This window comes from Bacillus sp. EB106-04-02-XG92 (assembly GCF_058791995.1).
Genome location: NZ_JBYTEA010000006.1, coordinates 18259 through 41165 on the forward strand (window position 1 = coordinate 18259; position 22907 = coordinate 41165).

Genomic DNA, 22907 nt, shown 5'->3' on the forward strand with positions numbered 1-22907 from the left:
TGAAAATTCATCTTTAAATTAAAAAAAGTGTTACCTATATATATTAATAACTTCGAAATATTGTATAACAGATAATTTTTATTGTGCTAACGAATCAGGATAGTGTGGCGACTGACCAACTAAATAGTTGCTTATTTTCGATTATTAGAAGGGAAGTTCTATCATTTCGCGAATTTATTAGAAATAGACGAGCGCTATAATTTTCTATATGTACATAAAGAGGTGACTACGCATGAATCAAAGACCGTCAGAAGAAGAATACGCCGGGAGCTCCGGTGAATATATCCGTTTGGTGCCGGACGGTAATATCATCGATATTCTGTTCGCCCAGGAAAAGCAAATGATCGAGCTACTGGCATCGTTGACCGAAAGCCAGGCCGCATATCGGTATGCAGAAGGGAAATGGACGCTGAAAGAAGTCGTGGGCCACATTGCAGACGCGGAACGCGTCATGACCTACCGCCTGCTCCGGTTCGCAAGAGGGGACCAGACGTCTCTGACTGGTTTCGATCAGGAATTGTTCATGCCTCCTTTCGGAAGTTGGACAACCGAGCAATTGTCCGAAGACTACCGGGCCGTACGGCAATCAACGATCACATTGCTGCGCGGGCTACCGGCTGAGGCGTGGAGCCGCAAGGGCACAGCCAACAACCTAAGCATTACGGCGCGCGCCCTCGCGTACGGCATCGCAGGACACGAACTTCATCACATGGGGGTCATCCGAAATCGGTACTTGAGTTAATCGTTTGCTGAGACCTTTGGAATGGAACTAATACCTCTCATACAACTTTTAGATACCGTTCTTATTGGGGTCCCGCCCAACAAACATCAACTTAAGGATTTAGACTATTTTTGAAATTAAAAGCACGTTATTATTCTCTTATTTTAATGAGAAAGGGTGACGTGCTTTTTATGAATACGCACAAAAACAAGAGTTATCTTTATTTACCGAAGTGTTATATTGATTTTTCTCATTTTGGGGTATTTGTTTTTCTTAGATTGATGGTGATGGGGCATTACTCTATAATGGTCAGATTAAAATTAAAAACAGTTATAGGGACTCCGTTGCTGGGGAATATTGTAACTATTAAGTTGTAAAAAGAACCGTAGTTTTTCATCTTTGAAAAAGCTATGGTCTTTTTTAATTGTAACAAAGACAGGACGAGAGGAAGTTTTTGTAAATCAAAAAAAGTTGATAAAATAGTTGCATATAGAACTCATCTGCATATATACTATAAACATCAAAAAAAGTTGATGAAGGGAGAGTGAACTAAAATGGAACAAGATTTTCAGCTCTATGAGAAAAAATTCAAAGCATTAGCGGATCAGAAGCGTTTAGAGATTATGTATGAACTTTGCCAGCGAGGCCAGACTTGTGTATGTGATTTAACAGAGGTTTTTGAAATGACGCAATCTAAGTTGTCCTATCATTTAAAGATTTTATTAGATGCAGGTTTAATTGTAAAAGAAACAAAAGGTACGTGGAGTTATTATGATTTAAATGATGCGGAAGTAAATAATTTATTATCAGAAGAATTATGCTGTATCTTTAGAAAAACAGGCAAAGGTAGTTGTTGTTAAAATTTTGCGTTATTAATCAAAAAAAATTGATTAATAACATATAAAGAGGAGGAATAAGCTATGAGATATGTTCATGTCGGTATAAATGTTACGGATTTAGAGAAGTCTATTGAATTCTACGAAAAGGTATTTGGTGTGTCACCAGTTAAGGTGAAAGTAGATTATGCAAAATTTTTATTAGAGACGCCAGGACTTAATTTCACGCTAAACGTACGAGATGAGGTGAAGGGAAATCAAGTAAATCATTTCGGTTTCCAAGTGGATACAGCTGAAGAGATTACATTGCATAAAGAAAGATTAGAAAAAGAAGGTTTCTTTGCGCGTGATGAGATGGATACGACTTGTTGCTATGCAGTTCAAGATAAGTTTTGGGTAACGGATCCTGATGGGAACGAGTGGGAATTCTTTTATACAAAAGCACAGAGTGATGTTCATAAAATAGAAGAGGCATCTTGTTGCACGACTTCTAACGTAGTAGAACAAAATTCTTGTTGTTAATAGGAGATGGAAAATAAAATGAAACGTTTATCTTTTCTAGATCGATATTTAACACTATGGATTTTTCTAGCTATGGCTGTTGGGATTGGTTTAGGGTTTGTATTTCCTAGTGTAGTAGACGGACTGAATACATTACAAGTTGGAACAACGTCTATCCCGCTTGCTGTTGGTTTAATTGTCATGATGTATCCACCATTAGCAAAGGTTCGTTACGAGGAAATGGGTCGAGTATTTAAAGATGTAAAAGTATTGGTTTTATCTTTAGTACAAAACTGGATTATTGGACCTGTACTTATGTTTGTTTTAGCAATTATTTTTCTTCCTGATAAGCCAGAATACATGGTCGGACTCATTATGATTGGTTTAGCACGCTGTATTGCAATGGTTATTGTTTGGAACGACCTTGCAGATGGGGATAAAGAGTATGCGGCAGGTTTAGTGGCTTTTAACTCAGTATTTCAAATGTTATTCTTCTCCGTTTATGCATACGTGTTTGTAACAGTCATTCCAGAATGGTTAGGGATTGAAGGGGCTATTGTCGATATTACAATGGGAGAAGTAGCGAAATCCGTATTTATCTATTTGGGAATTCCTTTTATAGCAGGTATGTTAACACGTTTTGTATTCGTTAAGTTAAAGGGAAGACAGTGGTATGAAAAGGTGTTTATACCGAAGATTAGTCCACTTACATTAGTTGCATTATTATTTACAATCATCATTATGTTCTCTTTAAAAGGGGAAATGATTGTTAGCGTACCATTAGATGTAGTAAGAATAGCAATTCCATTACTCATTTATTTTATTGTGATGTTTTTTGTTTCTTTTTTTATGGGAAGGAAAATTGGTGCAAACTATCCAGTGACTACAACGTTAGCATTTACAGCAGGTAGTAATAACTTTGAGCTAGCAATTGCTGTAGCAGTTGGTGTGTTTGGTATTCATTCGGGTGCAGCATTTGCAGCTGTTATCGGGCCGTTAGTGGAAGTACCTGTAATGATTGCACTTGTAAATGTCGCTTTTTGGTTTAAGCGTAAATATTTTAATGATCAACCAGTATAATTTAAAAACAAAGGCGGAAAACAACATGGAAAACAAAAAGACAATCTATTTCTTATGCACAGGAAATTCATGCCGAAGCCAAATGGCAGAAGCATGGGGCAAACAATATTTAGGTGATAAGTGGAATGTATATTCTGCAGGAATCGAAGCACACGGAGTAAATCCAAATGCTATTAAAGCGATGAATGAAGTAAATATTGATATAACGAATCAAACATCAGATATAATAGATTCAAATATTTTAAATAACGCTGATTTAGTTGTTACCCTTTGTAGTCATGCAGATTCTGTTTGTCCTTCGACACCTTCGCACGTAAATCGTGTTCACTGGGGATTTGATGATCCAGCAGGAAAAGAATGGTCTGAATTTCAACGTGTTCGCGATGAAATTGGAGAACGTATAAAGCAATTTTCTGAAACAGGGGAGTAAAGTAAAGAGTCAATCTTCTATTTTATAGGGATTGGCTCTTTTTTATTATCTACTTCTTTGGTTTAAAACAAATATTAAAACGAATAGAGAATATTCTGTCATGGTGGTAAAGTTAGAATAGAGCAGTTTCAGGGGGGATAACATATGATTTCTGAATTGAAAAAGGATGATTTTTATAAATGTAACAGTTTACTAAATAAAAAAGGACAATTAGAAGTAAAGGCTGTAATTGCAGGAGTGAATCCTGGTCGTATATTTGTAGATAACATGACTTCTCCTAGTTCGGGACTCATTTGGTTGGGGAATAATGATGGCTTCTTTTTTATTGGCAATGCTGAAAATGAAAAATTTAATAATGAAATGAATAGCTTTATTGATAATGTAATAATACTTGAGGCTAGAAAGGTTGGACTAACTTGCTTTGAAGGGATCGGTAATCACTCAAAGTGGAATAAAACAATCGAAAAAATATTTCACCATCGTAATTTAAAGAGTTGGAATCAAAGAGTGTATACGCTAAAGGAAGAAGATTATGTGGGGAATCATGAACCTAAAATTGAACAAGGATATACAGTGCTGAAAATGAGTAAAACTCTTTATGAGAATCAAAGAGATCCATTGAAAAATATTGAGTTTTTACAATCAAAAATTTTAGAGTTTTGGTCCTCACTTGATGAATTTTTTAACGAGGGAATAGGCTATTGTATGGTTTTTGACAACATGATTGTAAGTGTATGTTTTTCAGGGTTCGTTTTTGAAAATATACATTGTATAGATATTGAAACGATAGAAGGTCACCAAGGGAGAAAATTAGCTCAAACGATAGCTCATAGTTTTGTAAAAGAATGTTTGGAGAATAATATTATTCCATATTGGGACTGCATGGAGTTAAATAAGCCTTCTGTGGCCGTTGTAGAAAATGTAGGTTTTACAAATGTGTTTAATTATGTAGGTTATTATTTTCCGTTTGAGTAAGTTTGGCTTGTTTTACAAACCTCTTATCTTAAAAGTTTTTTACATGTAAGGAGAATAGTATGAAACACATAATAAAAGACGTATTAATAAATTATTTTAAAGAAATTCATACATTAGTAGTAGAAGAAGAACTACATAAGAACAGTTGGCATACAGATTTGCATTATAAAATTATCGTAAATGGAGAACGATATTCCGCACGGTTTATAAATAGCGATCGAATAAGTAATCCAGCCTTTGGGACGTTATCAAATGAACAATTGAAAGAGCAAGTACGGTTTACGTATTATGTACGAGAGCATGGAATTCCGTTTATGGAGATTAAGGAGAATATGGCGGGGGATTCCTTTACATTACTCACTTGGAATGGCGAACAGTACCGGTTTGTATTGTCTACTTGGATTGAAGGGGAGCATGTTACTCATTGTACAGAAGCAATGGCAGAGGTCTTTGGAAAGGAAGCAAGAAAGATACATGATATTTCTAGTACGTTCCAAAGCTCGACTTTTCAAAAGAAATCTCATTTAGATGGATATGGTGAGTTTATCAAGCTATTAGAAAATAAGGGTTGTACAAGTAAGGAATTGAAAGGGTATATAGATTTCGCTAAGTACCATATAGAATGTGCGTATACGAGTGATTTGGATTGTATTGTACAAACTGATTTAAATCCTTTAAATGTCATATGGGATTCAAATCAATGTGTAAGAGGAATTATAGATTTTGAATCGATTGGATATGTAGATCGCATTGAAGGACTAGCTTTTTTAATAAAATGGTATTCCCGGACAGAAGGAATAGAGTCACATGTAGTATGTTCGAAAGTTGCTAGGGCATTTTTAAAAGGGTACGGAGCTAGTAACATTTTAACATCAAATGATTATGAAAGACTTTCTTCGTTATTATGGTTATCCGGTAGTCTAAATTGGAACTTCGTTAAAAAGACGACGAGTCTATTAGGTGAAGAGAGTGAATTAGTAGAACATTTGAGAGTTTATAAAAGAAGAGGAGAAAGACTGTCGTCATTGTTAATTTGTAGATAACATTTATTCTTCTAATTTTGGATGAGAAAAAAGTATATGAGGTGTTCAAAAATTGAAAATACAAATTGTATTGTTTGAAGGTTTTGGAGAGCTTGTCTCTTTTGCACCTTTTGAAGTATTGAAAAGAGCAATAGAAGAAGGGGCTCCGTTTACGGTTGAACTCGTATCAAGTGTACAGAAACAAGAAGTTACTACTTCATTTGGAGTTACGGTTAAACTACATGATTTTTTGCGAATGGATAATCGTCCGGATCTATTAATTGTACCTGGTGGTGGCTGGAATCATAAAGCTGAGCACGGGGCACGAAAGGAAGCCGAGCTTGGTACTTTGACTAAAATGATTAAAGATATGCACAACGAAGGAACGATTGTTGCGGGAGTTTGTACAGGAGGTATGTTACTAGCTGCATCCGGTATATTGAATGATAAAAAGGCGACCATGCATCATTTGGCGCAGAGTGAAATGAGTGAATATGGAGCAGAGATTCTTCCTTACAGAATTGTGGATCAAGGGAATGTGATTACCGCAAGAGGAGTTACTTCAGGAGTTGACTTAGGACTTTGGATCACGGAAAGATTCGCAAGTCCCAAAATTGCAGCTGCTGTTGAAAATAGAATGGAATACGAGCTACGAGGTGTTGTTTGGAAGTGATTTAATTTTAACCATGTTTTTGCTGTAGAGCGTATCAAATAGTATAAAAGAGGAAGATCCAACTCATACGAGTAGGTTCTTTCTCTTTTATACTATATTGCTTGTCTTTCACAGTAATATCTTTTTTTTAAAATCATAAAATAGATAATATATTTTGTTCCACATTGATAATTATTTTCATTATATATTTATAAATTAGTAAAATTAAGTTTACAAATTTGCATCTAGCTTATATAATTTGACTCATATAAAAAAGTTTCCTTAAGGAAACTTTAGTGTGAATTTACATTGGCGTTATATTTTTTTGTTTAAAAGTTGCCTTAGTACAAAATATTTTTATAAACGAAAAAAAGAAAGGGGAATGCATAAAAAATGGATGAGGCTATAATTGTCAAAGATTTGTTTGTATCTTATCAAGGGAATCAAGTAGTTCAAAATGTTTCCTTCGATATTGAAAAAGGGAAGCTCGTTGGAATTATTGGTCCAAACGGTGCGGGGAAATCTACTTTAATGAAAGCTGTTTTAGATTTAATCCCAAATGATAAGGGATACGTTCAAGTTCTTGGAGAGGATATTCGAAGTGCTAGAAAGCATGTTGCATATGTACCGCAAAGGAGTGATATAGATTGGGATTTCCCAATCACAGTTTTAGATGTGGTGCTAATTGGAACATATCCATCTTTAGGGATGATGAAAAGACCGAAGAAAGAGCATCGAGATTGGGCTTTTGAATGTCTAAAAAAAGTCGGTATGGAGGAATTTAAAAATCGTCAAATTGGTGAGCTTTCAGGTGGACAACAACAACGTGTCTTTTTAGCGAGAGCATTAGCACAAAAGGCAGAGATATTTTTCTTAGATGAACCGTTTGTTGGAATTGATGTAACAAGTGAAGAGACAATTATTAAAATTCTTAGAGAATTACGTAAAGAAGGAAAAACAATTGTTGTTGTACATCATGACCTAAGTAAAGCAGAGTCCTATTTTGATAAATTACTATTATTGAATAAGAGCTTAATTCATTACGGAGAAGTAAGGCAAGTATTAGAACCAACTGTTATGTCAAAAGCGTATGTAAATCATGGCATATTGTTTAATAATGCAGCGGAGGTACATTCATCATGAAGATTGTAGAATTTATAGATGCATTAATGCAGTACGGTTTTCTGCAGAAAGCGTTATTAACTTCCGTTATGGTAGGAGTTATTTGCGGTGTAATTGGCTGTTTTATTATTTTACGAGGTATGGCTTTAATGGGAGATGCAATTTCACATGCTGTTCTTCCAGGCGTAGCCCTTTCTTATATGATTGGTATGAATTATTTTATAGGGGCGGTTTTAACAGGGGTTATTACTGCTGTTGGAATCGGATTTGTAAGTCAAAATAGTCGAATTAAACATGATATGGCGATAGGGATTATGTTTACATCTGTTTTCGCTATAGGGATTATTTTAATTACCTTTATGAAGAGTAGTTCGGATTTGTATCATATTTTATTCGGGAATGTTTTATCAGTTCGCTCTTCCGATATGTGGATGACACTTATTATTGGAGTTGTCATTATTGGTCTTGTGATTTTGTTTTATAAAGAACTACTCGTATCCACTTTTGATCCAACGATGGCGCAAAGTTATGGATTGCCGAACAAATGGATTCATTACGGTTTAATGATTTTACTTACAATGGTTACAGTTGCTTCACTTCAAACTGTGGGAATTATTCTAGTTGTCGCTATGCTTATTACACCAGCGGCTACAGCGTATTTATTAACAAACCGTTTATGGGTCATGATTTACTTAGCGGCAGGCATTGGTGCACTTTCATCTGTAGTAGGGCTATATTTTAGTTTCTCGTATAATCTTGCTTCAGGTGCAACAATCGTTCTCGTTGCAACATTCTTGTTCGCATTGGCATTCTTTTTCTCACCGTCACAAGGTTTGTTTTGGAGAGCTATTAAAATTAGAAAAAATAGAGCAGAGTTGTCATAATTGATTGGAGGATAATGATGAAATTAAAAAATATTTTATTATCGGTAATTTGTATTTTCGTATTTGCATTAACAGCGTGTTCTAGTAACACAAATGGGAAAGAAGAGAAAAGTGGGAAATTAAAAGTTGTAACTACATACTCCATTATATACGATATGGTGAAGCAAATTGGTGGAGATAAAGTTGAGATTCATAGTCTTGTTCCAATTGGAGCTAACCCACATGAATATGATCCGCTACCAAAAGATGTTATGAAAATGACAGATGCAGATATGGTGTTTTACAATGGGCTAAACCTTGAAGAGGGCGGCGCATGGTTTAAAAAACTATTGAAAACGGCAAATAAATCAGAGAAAGATGCACCGGTTTATAAAGTAAGTGAAGGTGTAGAAGCTATTTATTTAGAAACAAAAGGATTGGAAAAAGAACCAGACCCACATGCTTGGATGAATATTAAAAATGGTATTGTATACGCTGAAAATGTGAAGAAAGCATTAATTAAAGAAGATCCTAAAAATAAAGAGTTATATACTAAAAATGCCGATAAGTATGTAGCAGAACTTCAAAAATTACATGATGAGACGGTAAACAGAATTCATCAAATCCCTGAAGAAAAACGTTTCTTAATCTCTAGTGAAGGTGCTTTTAAATATTTTGGAAAAGCATATGGTATTAAGACGGGATACATTTGGGAAATAAACTCAGAAAATCAAGGTACACCAGATCAAATTCGAGATGTTGTAAGTTTAATTCAAACAAACAAAGTTCCTGCTTTATTTGTCGAAACAAGTGTAGATCGACGTAGTATGGAAACTGTTTCAAAAGAAACAAACGTACCAATTGCAGGTACAATTTTTACAGACTCACTAGGTAAAACAGGTGAGGATGGAGATACTTACTTGAAAATGATGAAATGGAATATAGATACCATTATTAATGGGTTACAGAAATAAAATCTAGCTAGTGTAACTATTGAAATTTTATACGATAAGAAAGAGCCAACTCATGTGAATTGGCTCTTTCTTTTATAATACTCCTGAAAAATAAAACCTAAATAATCCTTCCTAAAATCAGCAGATTTATTATTGTTAAGCGTTTGGATATTGACCCCGTTTATAAAAACATCGCCATCTGTAGGTGTATCGATAGTGGATAAAATATTTAATAAAGTCGTTTTTCCAGATCCAGAGGCCCCCATGATACCTACAAATTCGCCCGCTTTAATATCAAATGAAACTTTATTAAGTCCAGGTAATTGGTTTTTGTTGTAAATCTTTGTTACATTCCTTGCAGATACTAATGCATTCATTTGATTTACTCCTTTTCGTCTATTTATATATAAAGTGTATCTTTTGATATATATAGAAGCATGAGTAAAAAGCGCAACTTTTTATTACGAAATGGTGTAACTGATAATAAAAGGAGAAAAATAACTTTGTTTTTTCTTGTATGAAGTTGTATAAGTAATAAAAAATTATAGATATATCATGATAGGGATATGAATAAAGAAAGTATGATCGTTAGCCTGTGAAATGAGGGAAGTTCAACATAATGGACATAAACGTTGCTTATACATGTAAAATAAGATGTCATAAAAATGAATAAAGACTGCTAATTTTTGTGCACTTTGATTATGTAGAAATAGGGGAGATGACATGAAAGATAATACGCCTAAGAAAATTTTATTTATTCAATCAGGCATTCCTTTTTATTATCCAATGATCGAAGAAGCAATTTTGAATAGTTTACAAAAGGTGAACAGTAATACAATTATGGTAAACCCAGAACGAGCGATAGAAACCGCATTAAAAATGAAACCGGATTTTATTTTGGTACTCGGTGGTTTAAACGAGGGAATTATTAGTGTCATGCCAGTAATAAAGAATGCAGGTTTTACTACTGGACTTTGGCTGACAGATGATCCGTATTATACGGATGTAACACAACATCTTGTGCCGTACTATGATTACATATTTACGCAAGATTTAAATTGTATCAAATTTTATAGAGGGTTGGGATGTAACAATGTATTTCATCTGCCGTTAGCAGCAAATCAAGATGTGTTTAAACCTTCTCAGAAAGAAGATACATATAAGTATGATCTTAGTTTTATAGGCACAGCATTTGAAAATAGACTTACCTTTGTTGATTCTATTTCAGAGTATTTAGCAGGAAAAAATATAAAAATTGTGGGGTTCGGTTGGGAGAAGTTAAAGAATTATGAAAGATTAAAGGATAAAATACATGTCTTGCCACTTACGAAGTATGAGGATGCATTGCAATATTACGTAGCTACTAAAATTAATATAAATTTACACCGTTCACCAAATGATAAAGAATTGAATTGTAATGCTGCAAATATCCAAGCCTATTCAGTAAATAATAGAACGTTTGAAATTAATGCCGTAGGTTCTTTTCAATTAACTGATATACGACCAGATGTAGCAAAGCATTACATACTAGGTGTTGAAATAGAGACTTTTAATAGTGCACGGGAGTTTATACAAAAAGCGGAGTATTATTTGGAACATGTACAAGAAAGAAAAAGAATAGCAAAAAATGGGCTGAATAGAACTTTGAAAAATCACACATATGATAAACGTATAGTACAACTATTAAACTATATTAATTTCATAGACGTGAAGATGTAGTCTAACCATTAACTTAAATGATAGGTGGTTGGTGCTTTCTAAATCTCGTATTCTATAAAAATCATTTGTGAAAAAGGAATTTGGATAATTTTGTTGAATTTATTTATTCTAAAAAAACAATTTTACATTCAAACTAATTTATATCTAATAATTAGAGGAGATTAAAAATGAATCACTTTTTTGTAGAATTTGGCGAATATGAAGCAAGTGTTTGTGAATGGGGGGATAAAAGTAATCCTCAAATCATTTGTTTTCATGGTTTAGGAAGTACAAAATTAAGTTTTATAGAATTAGCGCAGCTTTTACAGTATAAATATCATATTGTATCGTTTGATCTACCTGGACATGGGAAAACACCAAGTTTTGGGAAGGATGAAGATTACAGTGCATCTCATTTAATAAATTGGGTAGTAGCATTACTTGAGAAGATAGGAAAAGAAACATTTCATATAGTAGCGCATTCATGGGGAGCAAGCGTTGCGCTTCACTATGCAGCAGAATGTACAGAAAAAGTGAATAAAATGGTTTTGCTAGATGGTGGTTATCATCATGGTAAAATGAATGCAAATTATTTTGCGGAGCTATATAAAGATGCGAAAGAAGGAGAGTGTCCACCGCGATCATTAGAAGAAGAAATCACCCATTACGAAAAAGATTTTGATGAATACATTTTTGACAGTAAAGAAGCATTCATTCAATCAGAAAAAATGGTTTACACTAGATGGTCACCATTAATAGAACGTGCGGTTTATGATTTAATGCGAGAAGAAGATAATAAAGTGAAATGGCATGCTACTGACGATACCGCTAGAGGTGTAATTAAGTTTCAATATATGGTGTATAAAACATTGAAACCTCATAAAATTAAAAGCGATATTTTATTGTTGTATTGCGATCTTCCTAATAATTATTTAGAAATAAGAGAATTACAGATTGCGGAATTTAGGAAGCATATTGATATTACGACTAAGCTTTATACAGATACAGGGCACCTAATGCATTGGGATAGACCGGAAGAGATTGCCGAGGATGTTTTACATTGGTTCATATAAAGGAGGTCCGTTGTTCGAATTTGAGCAACGGATTTTTTTTGATACGTTACCTGAAAAAGAAACAAGTATCTCTAAACTAGAGGAAAGTAAAAAATAAAGAAAAGAGGTTGCTAAAAAAGTAACTATTCAGTGACTTTTTGGGACAACCTCTTCTTTTTGTTGTGGATTTTCAAGAAAATTTAGAATAAAATAAAAATATATTCACCTAACTATTATTCACTAATGAAAAGAGGCTAGCGAAATGCAACTGAAGTATGGGAAGCACATTAATATATTATCTATTGTTCTAACTTTGTTCTCTTTTTCTGTAATTGTAAGTTTCTCTACCTGGTTGAGTGGATATTCAATTCCCAACCTTTCTACAATGCTTAAGGTAACAATGTTGAGTGCATTTATTCTTGGAATTATAGGGTTTAGACAAGAGAAAAGCGCACTAGCGATTATAATTATGGGAATATGTGCCTTTGCTCTAGTCGTTCTATATACTTATGCGGTTATAAGTTTTCTTGAGCATTAAGCACCAAAAAAAGAAACGAACATATATGTTCGTTTCTTTTTTGGATGATTATTATAAAATAGCTTCTTCTAACGATTGAGTGCTGAATCCAAGAATTAATTTTTGAATGTTATTTTCATGATCTTTTACAATGATATATGGAACGTCCTGTACGTTAAAGGATTCAAACTCTTCTTTTTCTTCTGGGGTATTAGGGGTACCCCCATATTAGAAAAAATATATTTTGATGCAAATTTATGGTGTAAGCAAGAGCATTACAGTTCTATCATCAATTCTTTTTTTGCTATAATAGATGCGTGGCAGGAAATAGATAGAAAGAAACTGCTAGTAATTTATACTTAAAGTAGGGAGATTGAACAGAGTTATGGGGAATGAAAAAGAAATTAGTTCCGCTAAATTAATATGGAAGATGACGCGCCCGCATACATTAACGGCGACGTTTTCTCCTGTAATTTTAGGAACAGTAGCATCACTTTATGTTACAGACATTCATTGGCTTTTATTTATTGCGATGATGGTTGCATGTTTAGCATTGCAAATAGCAACGAATTTATTTAATGAGTACTATGATTTCAAACGTGGATTAGATACCGCTGATTCTGTTGGTATCGGTGGTGGAATTGTCCGTCACGGATTGAAACCAAAAAACGTGTTAACAGTTGCACTTTTATTGTATGTAGTAGCAGCAATTATTGGAGTTTATATTTGTATGAATAGCAGCTGGTGGTTAGTCGTCATCGGTTTAATTGGGATGGCGGTTGGCTATTTATATACAGGTGGTCCATTACCAATTGCGTACACTCCATTTGGAGAATTAGTTTCTGGATTGTTAATGGGGACATGTTTTGTACTCATCGCTTTCTTTATTCAAACGAATACGATCACAATTGAAAGTGTATTGATTTCCATTCCAATTGGAATTTTAGTCGGTGCAATCAACATGTCGAATAACATCCGAGATATCGAAGAAGATATTAAAGGTGGAAGAAAGACATTAGTAATCCTCCTTGGGAGAGAAAAAGCAATAGTAACACTAGCGGTAGCCTTTTTCATTGCTTATTTATGGATTGCCGTAATTGTATTAATGGGTTATATAAGCCCTTGGGCATTAGTTATGTTCCTAGGTTTGAGAAAGCCAATCTCTGCTATTCAAAGTTTCCAAAAAGGAGCAAAGGATCCCGGTTATATGCGCATCGCCATGAAATCAACAGCGATGACAAATACGATTTTCGGCTTCTTATTATCAGCAGGATTATTAATTAGTTACTTGTTGTAAATAAAAAATATTGTTAAATAACTTAACCCCAATTTCTCAATTTTAATGTAGAGAGATTGGGGTCTTTATTTTGAGTTTGTTTAACGTTAAGAACATTTTCATTCGAAGTGAAAATACCAATAAATTGCAACTTCATCACTTGTCATATCCAAACCTTTATAAACAAGAAAATCAAATCCACCTATTACAAATCCACATTTTTCATAGAACTTACACGCAGCAACATTATTATTTTGCGTTTCAAGCATGATACCGGGCATGTTGCCTTCTTTTGCCCATTGCTTTGCTTGTTCAATTAATCTTTTACCAACCCCGAGTGTACGATGTTTTTTATCCACCGTTATATCTTCTATGTAAGCATAGTGATTCCAATTCTTTTTCAATACTATTAATCCGATGATTTGGTTATGTAACAGTGCTATGTAAATTACTTGATTAAGATTATTTATATATTCATTGTACGCCACTTCTTCATTATCATTTTGTAAATAACTTTTTTCATAACTCGGAACGTCTTCTACTGTATATTCTATTCGTCTATTTACTTTTGAAAGAGAAAGAATTAACCGAGCATTCACTATAAAACTGTCATCAATCTCCGGGAGATTGTCTAAATCATTTGTTTTTAACTCTCTAATTAAAAGGCTCATCGTGATACCTCCAAATCATATTATTTTCTCTGGTTCTTTATGTGATTCAAATTCATTCCAATTACAAAATTATAATAGTATTTCAATAGTAAGGCTATCTCTGCATTTTATCTTTATCCATCTCTATTAATCTATTTATTGTAAACACCGGTTGAAACTGAAAGATTCAACTTTATAAATAATGAATATGAAAATTAATAGGGAAAGGATCGAAAAATAATGAAAGAATCGCAAAGTAAGAAAAAAACAAGTGTAATAACGAAAGCAATCATATCTTTAGGAGTTGTTTTAGCAACGATCTTTTTCACATTCTTTTTAATTGGGAAATGGAACTCTACTCCAGCGAAGGGAGTAGCTAATGAGAGTAGTAATCAAGTTAGTACGCAACAACAAGAAAAGAAAAAAGAAACGCCACCAGTAAAACAGAAAAGACCTGATGGAAAACCGGTAGGAAAGGTTGTGTATTTAACATTCGATGATGGTCCTAGCGAATTAACTGGGAAATTTTTAGATGTACTAAAAGAACAAAATGTTGCCTCAACATTTTTTATGCAAGGTAGCAATTTACAAAATACAGGTTTTCAGGAAAATGTAAAAAGAGCGGTAAAAGAAGGACATTATATTGGTGCTCATAGTATGACACATAACAGTGATAAGCTATACAAAAAAGGACAATTTGTACCGGAGATGAAAGAAACGTTAGCTCTTATCCATAATATTACGGGTACAACTCCTAAACTAGTTCGTCCGCCATATGGATCTGCCCCAGGATTAAAGGGTGAGGAAATTCGTAATCAAATTGTAGAAGCAGCAATAAAAGTTTGGGATTGGACAATAGACTCAAATGATTGGAAATTAAAAGATAATCCAACTCAGATTATCGAAAATGTAAAGAAACAAACAACAGAAGAAGTAGAAGTTGTTTTAATGCATGAAAAGGCGCAAACCTTACAAGCTCTTCCTGAAATTATTAAATTTTATAAAGAGCAAGGCTATGAATTTGGGGTATATAGTGATGAGGATCATTTTCGTTTAAACTTCCAAAAAGATCAACGTCTATAGTATAAATATAGTTATTTTAAAAAGGTGTTTTTATTACTAAAACAATAACTAATACAAAGTCGATTTCCATGAAGTGTACCCCGATTGTTAAGCACATTCTAACAATCGGGGTATTTTTTATATTCAAATTCTCTTAGCGTACTAAATTCGCATTTTTCTACATAGAGAAATAGGATTTACATGCTCTAACCTCACTATCCTCTGTACATGAAATAAATTTGGTTTGTAATATAATCTGAACTAAAATGAAGTCCATTTCTTATCCACCACATGATGATTCCTACCAATGAGGCAGTTTTAATCTCAATAGCGACATAATCTGCGGGTAACTCTGTCTCACTATTATTCCTTCTCGTTTCTACTAATCGCTTTATTAATAGAAATAATTGTTCTTCAAAATGATTCATATTAAATAAAATGGATAAATAATTTCGATGAATATATAAATAATCAAGCAATTGTGTTAGCTGTTGTTTTTCTGATAAATCACTTACGTGTATTAAAGCAGTAATTTTATTAGAAAGTTCGTTTAAAATTTCATCAGTAAGCTGCATGAGTAAATCCTGAATATCTTGATAGTGTAAGTAAAATGTTGTCCGATTTAATCCAGCTTTGTTTGCAATTTTCTGGACTGTTAAATTTGAAATATTGGATTCCTCTTGTAAAAGGGAATAGACGGCATTTTTAAACATTTCTCTTGAACGAAGTGTACGAGGGTCCTCTTTTTTTGATGTAGACATTTTGAAACTCCTTTATAGATTTTTCTTTGACTTTCTCGACATAGCATATTTTCAATGTCGATTAATGAACATTTTCAACAAAATTGTTCATGGTCAGGAATATGTATCTTTGTTACTATAAATTTTATCGACACTGTGTCGATAATGCAACTATAGAAAAAGGGAGTTTACAGATGGAGAAGGGAATAACAGAAAGAAATAAGAAAATTTTATTACTTGTACTAATTGCTGGATGTTTTTTATCGACATTAAACCAGACGTTACTTAATGTGGCAATGAGTAAATTAATGGAAGTATTTGATGTTACAGCTGCAACTGTACAATGGTTAGCAACAGGATTTATGCTCGTAAACGGTGTGTTAGTGCCAATTACGGCATTTTTAATGAAGCGTTTTACAACGAGGCAATTATTTACTAGCTCAATGATTTTTTTATTCATCGGAACATTACTATGTGCCGGTGCCATCAATTTTGACATGTTATTAATAGGAAGAATGATTCAAGCAATTGGGGCAGGAATTATTATGCCGCTCATGATGACAGTTATTTTATATTTATATCCTAGTGAAAAGCGCGGGAGTGTTATGGGAACGATTGGCTTTACCATGATTTTTGCGCCAGCCATTGCTCCAACGTTATCTGGTTTTATCATTGAATATGTATCATGGAGATGGTTATTTATTGGATTAGCTCCATTTGTATTCATCGTCATTATTCTTGCGCTAAAATATTTAATGAACGTTGCAGATACGACAAAAGCAAGATTGGATATTGTAAGTGTCATTTTATCAACGATTGGCTTTGGTTGTGTTTTATTTGGATTTAGTAGTGCAGGAAGTAAGGGATGGGATCACCCGATTGTTATTACGACAATTATTACCGGGGTACTTGTTACAACGCTATTTTGCTTACGTCAAATAAAGTCTAACGATCCATTATTAAATTTATCCGTATTTAAGTATAAAATTTTTACTCTTACATCAGTGATCAATGTACTTATCACGATGATTATGTATGCTGATTTAATTCTTTTACCGATTTACTTACAAAACGGAAGAGGCTTTACCGCATTTGAATCAGGTTTACTTCTATTACCTGGAGCGGTCATTAATGCATTCTTATCACCAATTACAGGTAAAATGTATGATAAATACGGAGCAAAACCACTCTTTATTACAGGGTTAGTATTTATCATTATTTCGATGTGGGGTGTAATTGATTTAACTGAATCCACAACGTATATGTATGTAATGGTGCGTACTATTATTTTACGAATTGGGTTAAGTTTTATTTCGATGCCTTTAAATACAGCAGGACTAAATGCTTTACCTAGAGAATTAGGTTCACATGGTTCAGCCGTAAATAATACGGTTCGTCAATTAGCCGGTGCTATTGGAACCGCGGTTGTTATTACTGTATATACGACTCAAGCAACTTCACATGCTTCAGAGTTATCTTTAGAAAATGGAAACATTACAGCTATTCAACTAGTGAAATTATCTTCTATTTTCGGCTCAAGTGATGCGTATCTATTCATGTTATTCTTATCTTTCGTAGCATTAATTTTTGCATGTTTCATGCCTAAAAAAGTGGCAACTCAAAAACTTGAAAGTAAGGCAAGTAATTAGAATCGTTTATAGAGTTGTTTAGAAAGTATATGATGAAAGAAAAGCAAGTGATCTAATAATTGAGGTCGCTTGCTTTTTTTATTGTTTATGCATATAGAGTTCTTATTATTTGTCCTAACCTCATTTTAGAATAAACAACTTATAGAAAAAGTTGAATAATTTTCATGTGGAGGGAGATTTTAAGAAGGATGTCGAGGGTATATTTTCCTGTTGTTTTTTAGATAAATGATTACTTAGCCAGAAACTACTTAGTGGAACGGTTTGTAAAGATTTTCTGTCAAGAAATCACTAATGCTTAGCTCCAAGTATAAAAACATAAACCATTCGATAAATGGGGTAGTGTGATGAAAAAACTTAGTAGAAAACATTTGAGAAAAGATATTCAGGAACTTGAGGATGCAAGTATGCAGATACACTCTGATCAAGATCGTGTACTTGATCAGAGTGTATCTGCGAATGAAGAAGTTTTGAAACAAGTTTTTGAAAATTGTTCCGATATTGTTTTTCGTCCAATATTTATAAATAGCCAGATTAAAATCCTCTTTATTTATATAGATGGATTGGTAAACACTGGTATTGTGGAACAAGTTGTTTTGAAACCAATGATGTTCGAGGGGATGCCTAGTGGACTTAAGGTTATGGATTCAGTAGGAGAAATTATACAAAATCAGCTTATTGCAGTTTCTCAAGTAAAGACGATTTCTAAAGTTCGTGAGGTTATAGAAGCAGTATTGAAAGCGAATATCGTCATTTTGACAGAAGGAGAGAGTCAAGCACTGGTCGCTGACTTAAAAGGGTTTGAAAAACGGAGTATTGAAGAGCCAGCTGCCGAGATTTCCGTTCGTGGCCCTCGGGACGGGTTTACGGAGACTTTAAGGGTCAATACGAGCCTTATTCGCCGAAGAATTCGGAGCCAAAAACTAAAAATGGAACCTTATTCGATTGGGGAATTGTCACAGACAGATGTAGTGATTACCTATATTGAAGGAATTGCTCCCGATTCGGTTTTAGATGAAGTTCGCCAAAGGGTACAGAGAATTCAAATTGATGGGGTGTTAGAGTCAGCTTTTATTGAAGAGTTTATTGAGGACCAACCTTTTTCGCCTTTTCCACAAATTCAAAATACTGAGCGACCAGATGCGGTGTGTGCAAGTTTATTAGAAGGGAAAGTGGCAATTTTAGTGGATAACACACCTTTCGTTTTAATCGTTCCTATGACATTTTGGACTGGTCTCCAGGCAGCAGAGGATTATTATGAACGATCCATCTACACAACTTTTGTGAGATGGATACGTTTAATATTAATCAATATTTCATTATTTCTTCCTTCCCTCTATGTCGCTATTACAACCTTTCATCCGAAACTAATCCCAACAAATTTGCTTATTAGTATTGCAGCTGCAAGAGAAGGTATTCCTTTCCCAGCTGTTATAGAAGCGCTGATGATGGAATTTTTATTTGAAGGTTTGAGGGAAGCGGGCGTTCGGTTACCAAAACCAGTTGGATCAGCAGTTAGCATTGTAGGGGCACTTGTTATCGGACAAGCTGCGGTGCAAGCAGGTATTATCTCAGCACCATTGGTTATTGTTGTGGCGACAACCGGAATTGCTTCGTTTGCGTTCCCGCGCTATAACTTAGGAACAGCTTACCGGATGCTGCGCTTTCCGATGCTACTATTAGCAGGGATGCTTGGGCTGTATGGTATTGCTATAAGTACCCTTGCGATTTTAATTCATTTAACAAACATACGTTCATTCGGCGTCCCGTATTTAAGTCCGGTTGCGCCTCAGACTCCGCGTGATTTAAAGGATGTTTTGCTTCGAACACCTCGTTGGAACATGACACATCGTCCTATAATGGTATCTGGTAAGGAGAAAGTCCGTTTTCCAGATGGACAACAACCAGGTTCAAAACGGGGAGGAGAAACAGAATGAGCCTACACAAGGCACTTTGTATGGTACTAGTAGTTTCTTTATGTTTCTTGACGGGATGCTGGGATCGTACAGAGTTAAATGATCTAGCAATAGAATTAGGATGGGGACTTGATCAAGCGAAGAATAATAAGATTGAAATTAGCGCCCAGTTTATTATCCCTTCAAAAATGGGAATGGGACAGAGCGGAAGAAGCAATGCAGGAAAATCAGTTTTTCTTGAATCAGGAACTGGAAAGGATACACATGAAGCTGTACAAATGATGCAAACAAAAATGTCGAGGGAAATCTTTCGAGGGCATCAGCGTGTAATATTAATTGGAGAAAAATTGGCTGAAAATGGTCTCGCTCCAGTTTTGGATGCATATAGTCGCGATCCTGATATTCGATTACGAGCAGATGCGTTAGTAGTAAAGGGAAATACTGCAAAAGAGTTTCTGAAAGCATCTATCCCTTTAGAGGCTATCCCGGCACTTGGGGCACTTAAAGAGCATATGCAAATAGAGGCATTGGGAGATACATCTTTATTAAATTTTCTTATTGCTGGTACGAGTGATGGAATCACCCCAATCTTGCCAGTTATTAAACTAAATATGTCTCATAAAAAAGGTGACAACGAGGTCAAAGGGTTTCAAATTGTAGGAGCTGCTATATTTAACAACAATCTTAAATTGGTAGGATACTTAAATATGCAGGAATGGTTAGCTACTCTTTGGATAGTGAATCGTTTAAGTAAACAGACGATTACAGCAACCGCCTCTAAAGGGAATGGTAGTGCGAGTTTATATATGACAAAAATCAAAAGAAAAATTATACCGACTATACAAGGGGCCACAATTAAGTGTGACGTTGTTTTTTCAGGTGAAGGAACGATTCAGGAGAACAATACGAATTTAGATCTTTCGCAGCCAAAAAATCTTACTTTTTTAGAACGTGTAATGGAAAAACAATCTGAAAAACAAGCTCTCCAAACTATTAAAAAGGTTCAAAAACAATACGGAACCGATATCTTTGGATTGGGAGAAGCCATTCATCAAAAATATCCATCCGAATGGAAAGGGCTAAAAAAGAATTGGAGTAAGCAGTTTCGAAAAGTGCAGGTTTCTGTTCATGCAAAGCTTACTATTCGGCGAGTAGGACTGACTGGACAGCCGTTGCAGTTAAAGAAAAATGAAATGAAAAAATAAGGGGGAATATAGTGTGTGAGAAATTCGATGAAAATCTCTGGCAGACAAATCTTTTGGATGATGTTCACATTTGAAGTGGGCCAATCACTCCTTCTAGTTATTCCAGCGACGATTCGCACTGCCAAACAAGACGCTTGGATCTCGCTCTTGATTGCAGGGTGTGTAGGGATTGCGCTTACTTTTTTGGCAACTACACTTGGCTCGCTTTATCCGAAGCAAACTCTAATTGAATTTAGTCAAACCATTCTTGGTAAATGGCTAGGAAAACTACTGATGATTCCTTACTTCTTTGGATGGTACATGATAATTTGGATAACGGTCCGTGAATTTGGTGAGTTCATTAGTATGGCTTTGTTTCATAATACACCTTTGTGGATTATTGTCTTTACTGCTATGTTATTGCTCATTTTTATCATTTATCAAGGCGGGTTGGAAGGTATTGGGCGCTTAAGTGAAATCATTGGGCCAATGGTACTTTTAATGATAACGTTTGTAATCATTTTGAATGTTGGCAATATGAATTTGGATTATATGCTTCCTATTTATCATGATTCTGGATGGCTTCCCATCTTTAAAGGTTCCTATACTCCTGTAGCCGCGTTTTTTGGAGAGGCTGTCATGATGACAATGTTCGTTTTCTTTATGGACAAACCCGAACAAGCGCCATCACGGGCGATGTGGGGAGTAGGACTGGCTGTTTTTATGGTAACAATTGGCACATTAGCGGTCATTTTAACATTCGGTCCGAATTTATCTTCGAGTTTTTTGTATCCGGTTTACGATTTGAGCCGATACATATCTGTCATGGAGTTCATTCAAAATGTGGATATTTTGATAGTTATTATTTGGTTTTTTAGTATTTTTGTGAAATTGGCGTTATACATGTTCATAGCTTGTTATGGAACAGCACAAATGTTTCATTTGAAGGATTGGCGAAAAGTAGCTTTAGTTCTTGCTCCTATTTCGTTCATCATAGCTGTGTCAGTTAAAAATATCCAGACATTTACCCATTATTACTACATATTTTTCGTAATTCCAATTGCATTTCCCATTTATGAGCTAGGGATTCCTTTACTGTTATTGGTGGTTGGCAAAATTCGAAGGAAATATGCATAAACCCAATCGGTAATATGTTTGGAGGGCGGGTATACTTTTAGTTTTTTGACTAATATAAAAAGAGAAAAATCCTACTCATAAGTGTAGGATTTTTTGTTTGTATATTACGTTACAAGAGTTTCCTTATTTTCTCCGGAATGTCTTTTTTAGAAATCTATGCAACAGAGCCTTTATAGTAAGAGTATCTTGTTGGGGATGATCAAAAAAACGTATATCGCAATATAAAAATTCACTTTAATACTAAAGGATACCTGAAAACGATTCCTATAAATTCTTCTCAATAATTGAAAATAAAATCAATCCGGATTATTATATTGTTATTGTAAATCTATTTTATTGAAGGAGGATACATAGATGAAAAACTCAAAAGGTTCTATTGAATCAGAGATAAGTAAAGCAATTACTCACTGGGAAAAGGACTACTTAGGACGCGGGTCTATATCCGTTAAGACAGATATATTACGGGATATGATTATCGTAAATTTACAAGGTATTTTAACACCGGCTGAATATACTGTTTGCGAAACAAAAGACGGTATGTTAACGATAAAGAAAAATCGTTCGGAGCTAGTTGAATCTGGAATTGAAGAGTTAAAAGAGATTATACTAGAATTAACTGGAGAGAAAGTGAAAAGCTTTCATACGGATATAAGCTCCCGTACAGGTGAACGAGTAATGATTTTTAAATTGTTTCATAATCTTGAGGAGAAATTTTAAAAATTAAAACCACTGTAGGGTTAGTGGAAGATACACTAAAAATGCAGTGAGGTAATTAAGAAATCTACAAGTTGTGTACTGTATTTTATCTTATTAACATGGTAATGATTAGAAAACAAGAAAACTTGAAATTATTTATGTATAATGAATTTTGATT

At 34.4% G+C, this 22907-nt stretch carries 23 protein-coding genes and 1 pseudogene; 21 read left to right on the top strand and 3 right to left on the bottom strand.

The window, feature by feature from the left end:
- Positions 1 to 232 precede the first annotated feature (232 nt).
- The 11 genes from AC3WVA_RS16215 to mntA all read left to right on the top strand — a co-directional run bounded on the left by AC3WVA_RS16215 (position 233) and on the right by mntA (position 9176).
- Complete coding sequence (locus tag AC3WVA_RS16215) at positions 233 to 742, top strand: DinB family protein (protein WP_065223156.1); 510 nt, start codon at positions 233 to 235, stop codon at positions 740 to 742.
- 533 nt (positions 743 to 1275) lie between these two features.
- Positions 1276 to 1581, top strand: a complete 306-nt coding sequence (arsR, locus tag AC3WVA_RS16220) for an arsenical resistance operon transcriptional regulator ArsR (RefSeq protein ID WP_098346763.1) — start codon at positions 1276 to 1278, stop codon at positions 1579 to 1581.
- Between the two features lie 60 nt (positions 1582 to 1641).
- Complete coding sequence (locus tag AC3WVA_RS16225) at positions 1642 to 2079, top strand: ArsI/CadI family heavy metal resistance metalloenzyme (protein WP_098346762.1); 438 nt, start codon at positions 1642 to 1644, stop codon at positions 2077 to 2079.
- 18 nt (positions 2080 to 2097) lie between these two features.
- Positions 2098 to 3138, top strand: a complete 1041-nt coding sequence (gene arsB / locus AC3WVA_RS16230) for an ACR3 family arsenite efflux transporter (protein ID WP_098521659.1) — start codon at positions 2098 to 2100, stop codon at positions 3136 to 3138.
- Positions 3139 to 3163: 25 nt separating this feature from the next.
- Positions 3164 to 3568 (top strand): arsenate reductase (thioredoxin), encoded by a 405-nt coding sequence (gene arsC, locus AC3WVA_RS16235; protein WP_098521658.1) that lies wholly within the window; start codon positions 3164 to 3166, stop codon positions 3566 to 3568.
- A gap of 144 nt (positions 3569 to 3712) precedes the next feature.
- Positions 3713 to 4543, top strand: coding sequence for a GNAT family N-acetyltransferase (locus AC3WVA_RS16240; protein ID WP_492322031.1), 831 nt, complete (start codon positions 3713 to 3715; stop codon positions 4541 to 4543).
- 59 nt (positions 4544 to 4602) lie between these two features.
- Positions 4603 to 5586, top strand: a complete 984-nt coding sequence (locus AC3WVA_RS16245) for a phosphotransferase enzyme family protein (RefSeq protein WP_492322032.1) — start codon at positions 4603 to 4605, stop codon at positions 5584 to 5586.
- A 52-nt stretch (positions 5587 to 5638) separates the two neighbouring features.
- Complete coding sequence (locus tag AC3WVA_RS16250; protein ID WP_098521655.1) at positions 5639 to 6238, top strand: DJ-1/PfpI family protein; 600 nt, start codon at positions 5639 to 5641, stop codon at positions 6236 to 6238.
- A 372-nt stretch (positions 6239 to 6610) separates the two neighbouring features.
- Positions 6611 to 7360: a metal ABC transporter ATP-binding protein gene (locus AC3WVA_RS16255; protein ID WP_000343002.1), complete on the top strand. Its 750-nt coding sequence runs from the start codon at positions 6611 to 6613 to the stop codon at positions 7358 to 7360.
- Complete coding sequence (locus AC3WVA_RS16260; protein ID WP_048525430.1) at positions 7357 to 8223, top strand: metal ABC transporter permease; 867 nt, start codon at positions 7357 to 7359, stop codon at positions 8221 to 8223. The genes AC3WVA_RS16255 and AC3WVA_RS16260 overlap by 4 nt, the downstream gene beginning before the upstream one ends.
- Before the next feature lie 17 nt (positions 8224 to 8240).
- Positions 8241 to 9176 carry a manganese ABC transporter substrate-binding protein/adhesin MntA gene (gene mntA / locus AC3WVA_RS16265; protein WP_098346756.1) on the top strand — a complete coding sequence of 312 codons (936 nt, stop codon included), beginning with the start codon at positions 8241 to 8243 and terminating at the stop codon, positions 9174 to 9176.
- Positions 9177 to 9250: 74 nt separating this feature from the next.
- Here mntA and AC3WVA_RS16270 read toward each other — a convergent pair.
- A pseudogene (locus tag AC3WVA_RS16270) lies at positions 9251 to 9532 on the bottom strand (ATP-binding cassette domain-containing protein); the annotation flags it as partial.
- Positions 9533 to 9878: 346 nt separating this feature from the next.
- On the opposite strand from AC3WVA_RS16270, the gene AC3WVA_RS16275 reads away from it, so the two are divergent.
- From AC3WVA_RS16275 to menA, 4 genes are all read left to right on the top strand, one after another.
- Positions 9879 to 10874, top strand: a complete 996-nt coding sequence (locus AC3WVA_RS16275; protein WP_098346755.1) for a CgeB family protein — start codon at positions 9879 to 9881, stop codon at positions 10872 to 10874.
- A gap of 167 nt (positions 10875 to 11041) precedes the next feature.
- Positions 11042 to 11926 (top strand): alpha/beta hydrolase, encoded by an 885-nt coding sequence (locus AC3WVA_RS16280; protein WP_492322033.1) that lies wholly within the window; start codon positions 11042 to 11044, stop codon positions 11924 to 11926.
- A 241-nt stretch (positions 11927 to 12167) separates the two neighbouring features.
- A complete protein-coding gene (locus tag AC3WVA_RS16285; RefSeq protein ID WP_001176332.1) occupies positions 12168 to 12443 on the top strand; it encodes a hypothetical protein in 276 nt (91 codons plus the stop codon).
- A gap of 364 nt (positions 12444 to 12807) precedes the next feature.
- Positions 12808 to 13719, top strand: coding sequence for a 1,4-dihydroxy-2-naphthoate polyprenyltransferase (gene menA, locus AC3WVA_RS16290; RefSeq protein ID WP_088316211.1), 912 nt, complete (start codon positions 12808 to 12810; stop codon positions 13717 to 13719).
- A 98-nt stretch (positions 13720 to 13817) separates the two neighbouring features.
- Here the strand turns inward: menA and satA are convergent, their stop codons facing one another.
- Complete coding sequence (satA, locus tag AC3WVA_RS16295; RefSeq protein ID WP_098346750.1) at positions 13818 to 14369, bottom strand: streptothricin N-acetyltransferase SatA; 552 nt, start codon at positions 14367 to 14369, stop codon at positions 13818 to 13820.
- 219 nt (positions 14370 to 14588) lie between these two features.
- Between satA and AC3WVA_RS16300 the strand changes: the two genes are divergently transcribed.
- Positions 14589 to 15431: a polysaccharide deacetylase family protein gene (locus tag AC3WVA_RS16300; RefSeq protein WP_492322034.1), complete on the top strand. Its 843-nt coding sequence runs from the start codon at positions 14589 to 14591 to the stop codon at positions 15429 to 15431.
- A 194-nt stretch (positions 15432 to 15625) separates the two neighbouring features.
- Here the strand turns inward: AC3WVA_RS16300 and AC3WVA_RS16305 are convergent, their stop codons facing one another.
- Positions 15626 to 16171 carry a TetR/AcrR family transcriptional regulator gene (locus AC3WVA_RS16305; RefSeq protein WP_098346748.1) on the bottom strand — a complete coding sequence of 182 codons (546 nt, stop codon included), beginning with the start codon at positions 16169 to 16171 and terminating at the stop codon, positions 15626 to 15628.
- A 173-nt stretch (positions 16172 to 16344) separates the two neighbouring features.
- Here AC3WVA_RS16305 and AC3WVA_RS16310 point away from each other — a divergent pair, with 173 nt between their 5' ends.
- The 5 genes from AC3WVA_RS16310 (at position 16345) to AC3WVA_RS16330 (ending at position 22750) form a co-directional block, all read left to right on the top strand.
- Positions 16345 to 17799: a DHA2 family efflux MFS transporter permease subunit gene (locus tag AC3WVA_RS16310; protein WP_098346747.1), complete on the top strand. Its 1455-nt coding sequence runs from the start codon at positions 16345 to 16347 to the stop codon at positions 17797 to 17799.
- Positions 17800 to 18140: 341 nt separating this feature from the next.
- The gene (locus tag AC3WVA_RS16315) at positions 18141 to 19733 is read left to right on the top strand and encodes a spore germination protein (protein ID WP_098521650.1); all 1593 of its coding nucleotides are present in this window, start codon (positions 18141 to 18143) and stop codon (positions 19731 to 19733) included.
- Positions 19730 to 20917, top strand: a complete 1188-nt coding sequence (locus AC3WVA_RS16320) for a Ger(x)C family spore germination protein (protein ID WP_098346745.1) — start codon at positions 19730 to 19732, stop codon at positions 20915 to 20917. The genes AC3WVA_RS16315 and AC3WVA_RS16320 overlap by 4 nt, the downstream gene beginning before the upstream one ends.
- A 27-nt stretch (positions 20918 to 20944) precedes the next feature.
- Positions 20945 to 22033, top strand: a complete 1089-nt coding sequence (locus tag AC3WVA_RS16325; protein WP_341014064.1) for a GerAB/ArcD/ProY family transporter — start codon at positions 20945 to 20947, stop codon at positions 22031 to 22033.
- 354 nt (positions 22034 to 22387) lie between these two features.
- Positions 22388 to 22750, top strand: coding sequence for a Na-translocating system protein MpsC family protein (locus AC3WVA_RS16330; RefSeq protein WP_474211596.1), 363 nt, complete (start codon positions 22388 to 22390; stop codon positions 22748 to 22750).
- Positions 22751 to 22907 lie beyond the last annotated feature (157 nt).

Coding starts and splice junctions, on each gene's coding strand:
- AC3WVA_RS16215 (WP_065223156.1), top strand. CDS start 233: ATGAATCAAAGACCGTCAGAAGAAGAATACGCCGGGAGCTCCGGTGAA.
- arsR (WP_098346763.1), top strand. CDS start 1,276: ATGGAACAAGATTTTCAGCTCTATGAGAAAAAATTCAAAGCATTAGCG.
- AC3WVA_RS16225 (WP_098346762.1), top strand. CDS start 1,642: ATGAGATATGTTCATGTCGGTATAAATGTTACGGATTTAGAGAAGTCT.
- arsB (WP_098521659.1), top strand. CDS start 2,098: ATGAAACGTTTATCTTTTCTAGATCGATATTTAACACTATGGATTTTT.
- arsC (WP_098521658.1), top strand. CDS start 3,164: ATGGAAAACAAAAAGACAATCTATTTCTTATGCACAGGAAATTCATGC.
- AC3WVA_RS16240 (WP_492322031.1), top strand. CDS start 3,713: ATGATTTCTGAATTGAAAAAGGATGATTTTTATAAATGTAACAGTTTA.
- AC3WVA_RS16245 (WP_492322032.1), top strand. CDS start 4,603: ATGAAACACATAATAAAAGACGTATTAATAAATTATTTTAAAGAAATT.
- AC3WVA_RS16255 (WP_000343002.1), top strand. CDS start 6,611: ATGGATGAGGCTATAATTGTCAAAGATTTGTTTGTATCTTATCAAGGG.
- AC3WVA_RS16260 (WP_048525430.1), top strand. CDS start 7,357: ATGAAGATTGTAGAATTTATAGATGCATTAATGCAGTACGGTTTTCTG.
- mntA (WP_098346756.1), top strand. CDS start 8,241: ATGAAATTAAAAAATATTTTATTATCGGTAATTTGTATTTTCGTATTT.
- AC3WVA_RS16275 (WP_098346755.1), top strand. CDS start 9,879: ATGAAAGATAATACGCCTAAGAAAATTTTATTTATTCAATCAGGCATT.
- AC3WVA_RS16280 (WP_492322033.1), top strand. CDS start 11,042: ATGAATCACTTTTTTGTAGAATTTGGCGAATATGAAGCAAGTGTTTGT.
- AC3WVA_RS16285 (WP_001176332.1), top strand. CDS start 12,168: ATGCAACTGAAGTATGGGAAGCACATTAATATATTATCTATTGTTCTA.
- menA (WP_088316211.1), top strand. CDS start 12,808: ATGGGGAATGAAAAAGAAATTAGTTCCGCTAAATTAATATGGAAGATG.
- satA (WP_098346750.1), bottom strand. CDS start 14,369: ATGAGCCTTTTAATTAGAGAGTTAAAAACAAATGATTTAGACAATCTC.
- AC3WVA_RS16300 (WP_492322034.1), top strand. CDS start 14,589: ATGAAAGAATCGCAAAGTAAGAAAAAAACAAGTGTAATAACGAAAGCA.
- AC3WVA_RS16305 (WP_098346748.1), bottom strand. CDS start 16,171: ATGTCTACATCAAAAAAAGAGGACCCTCGTACACTTCGTTCAAGAGAA.
- AC3WVA_RS16310 (WP_098346747.1), top strand. CDS start 16,345: ATGGAGAAGGGAATAACAGAAAGAAATAAGAAAATTTTATTACTTGTA.
- AC3WVA_RS16320 (WP_098346745.1), top strand. CDS start 19,730: ATGAGCCTACACAAGGCACTTTGTATGGTACTAGTAGTTTCTTTATGT.
- AC3WVA_RS16325 (WP_341014064.1), top strand. CDS start 20,945: ATGAAAATCTCTGGCAGACAAATCTTTTGGATGATGTTCACATTTGAA.
- AC3WVA_RS16330 (WP_474211596.1), top strand. CDS start 22,388: ATGAAAAACTCAAAAGGTTCTATTGAATCAGAGATAAGTAAAGCAATT.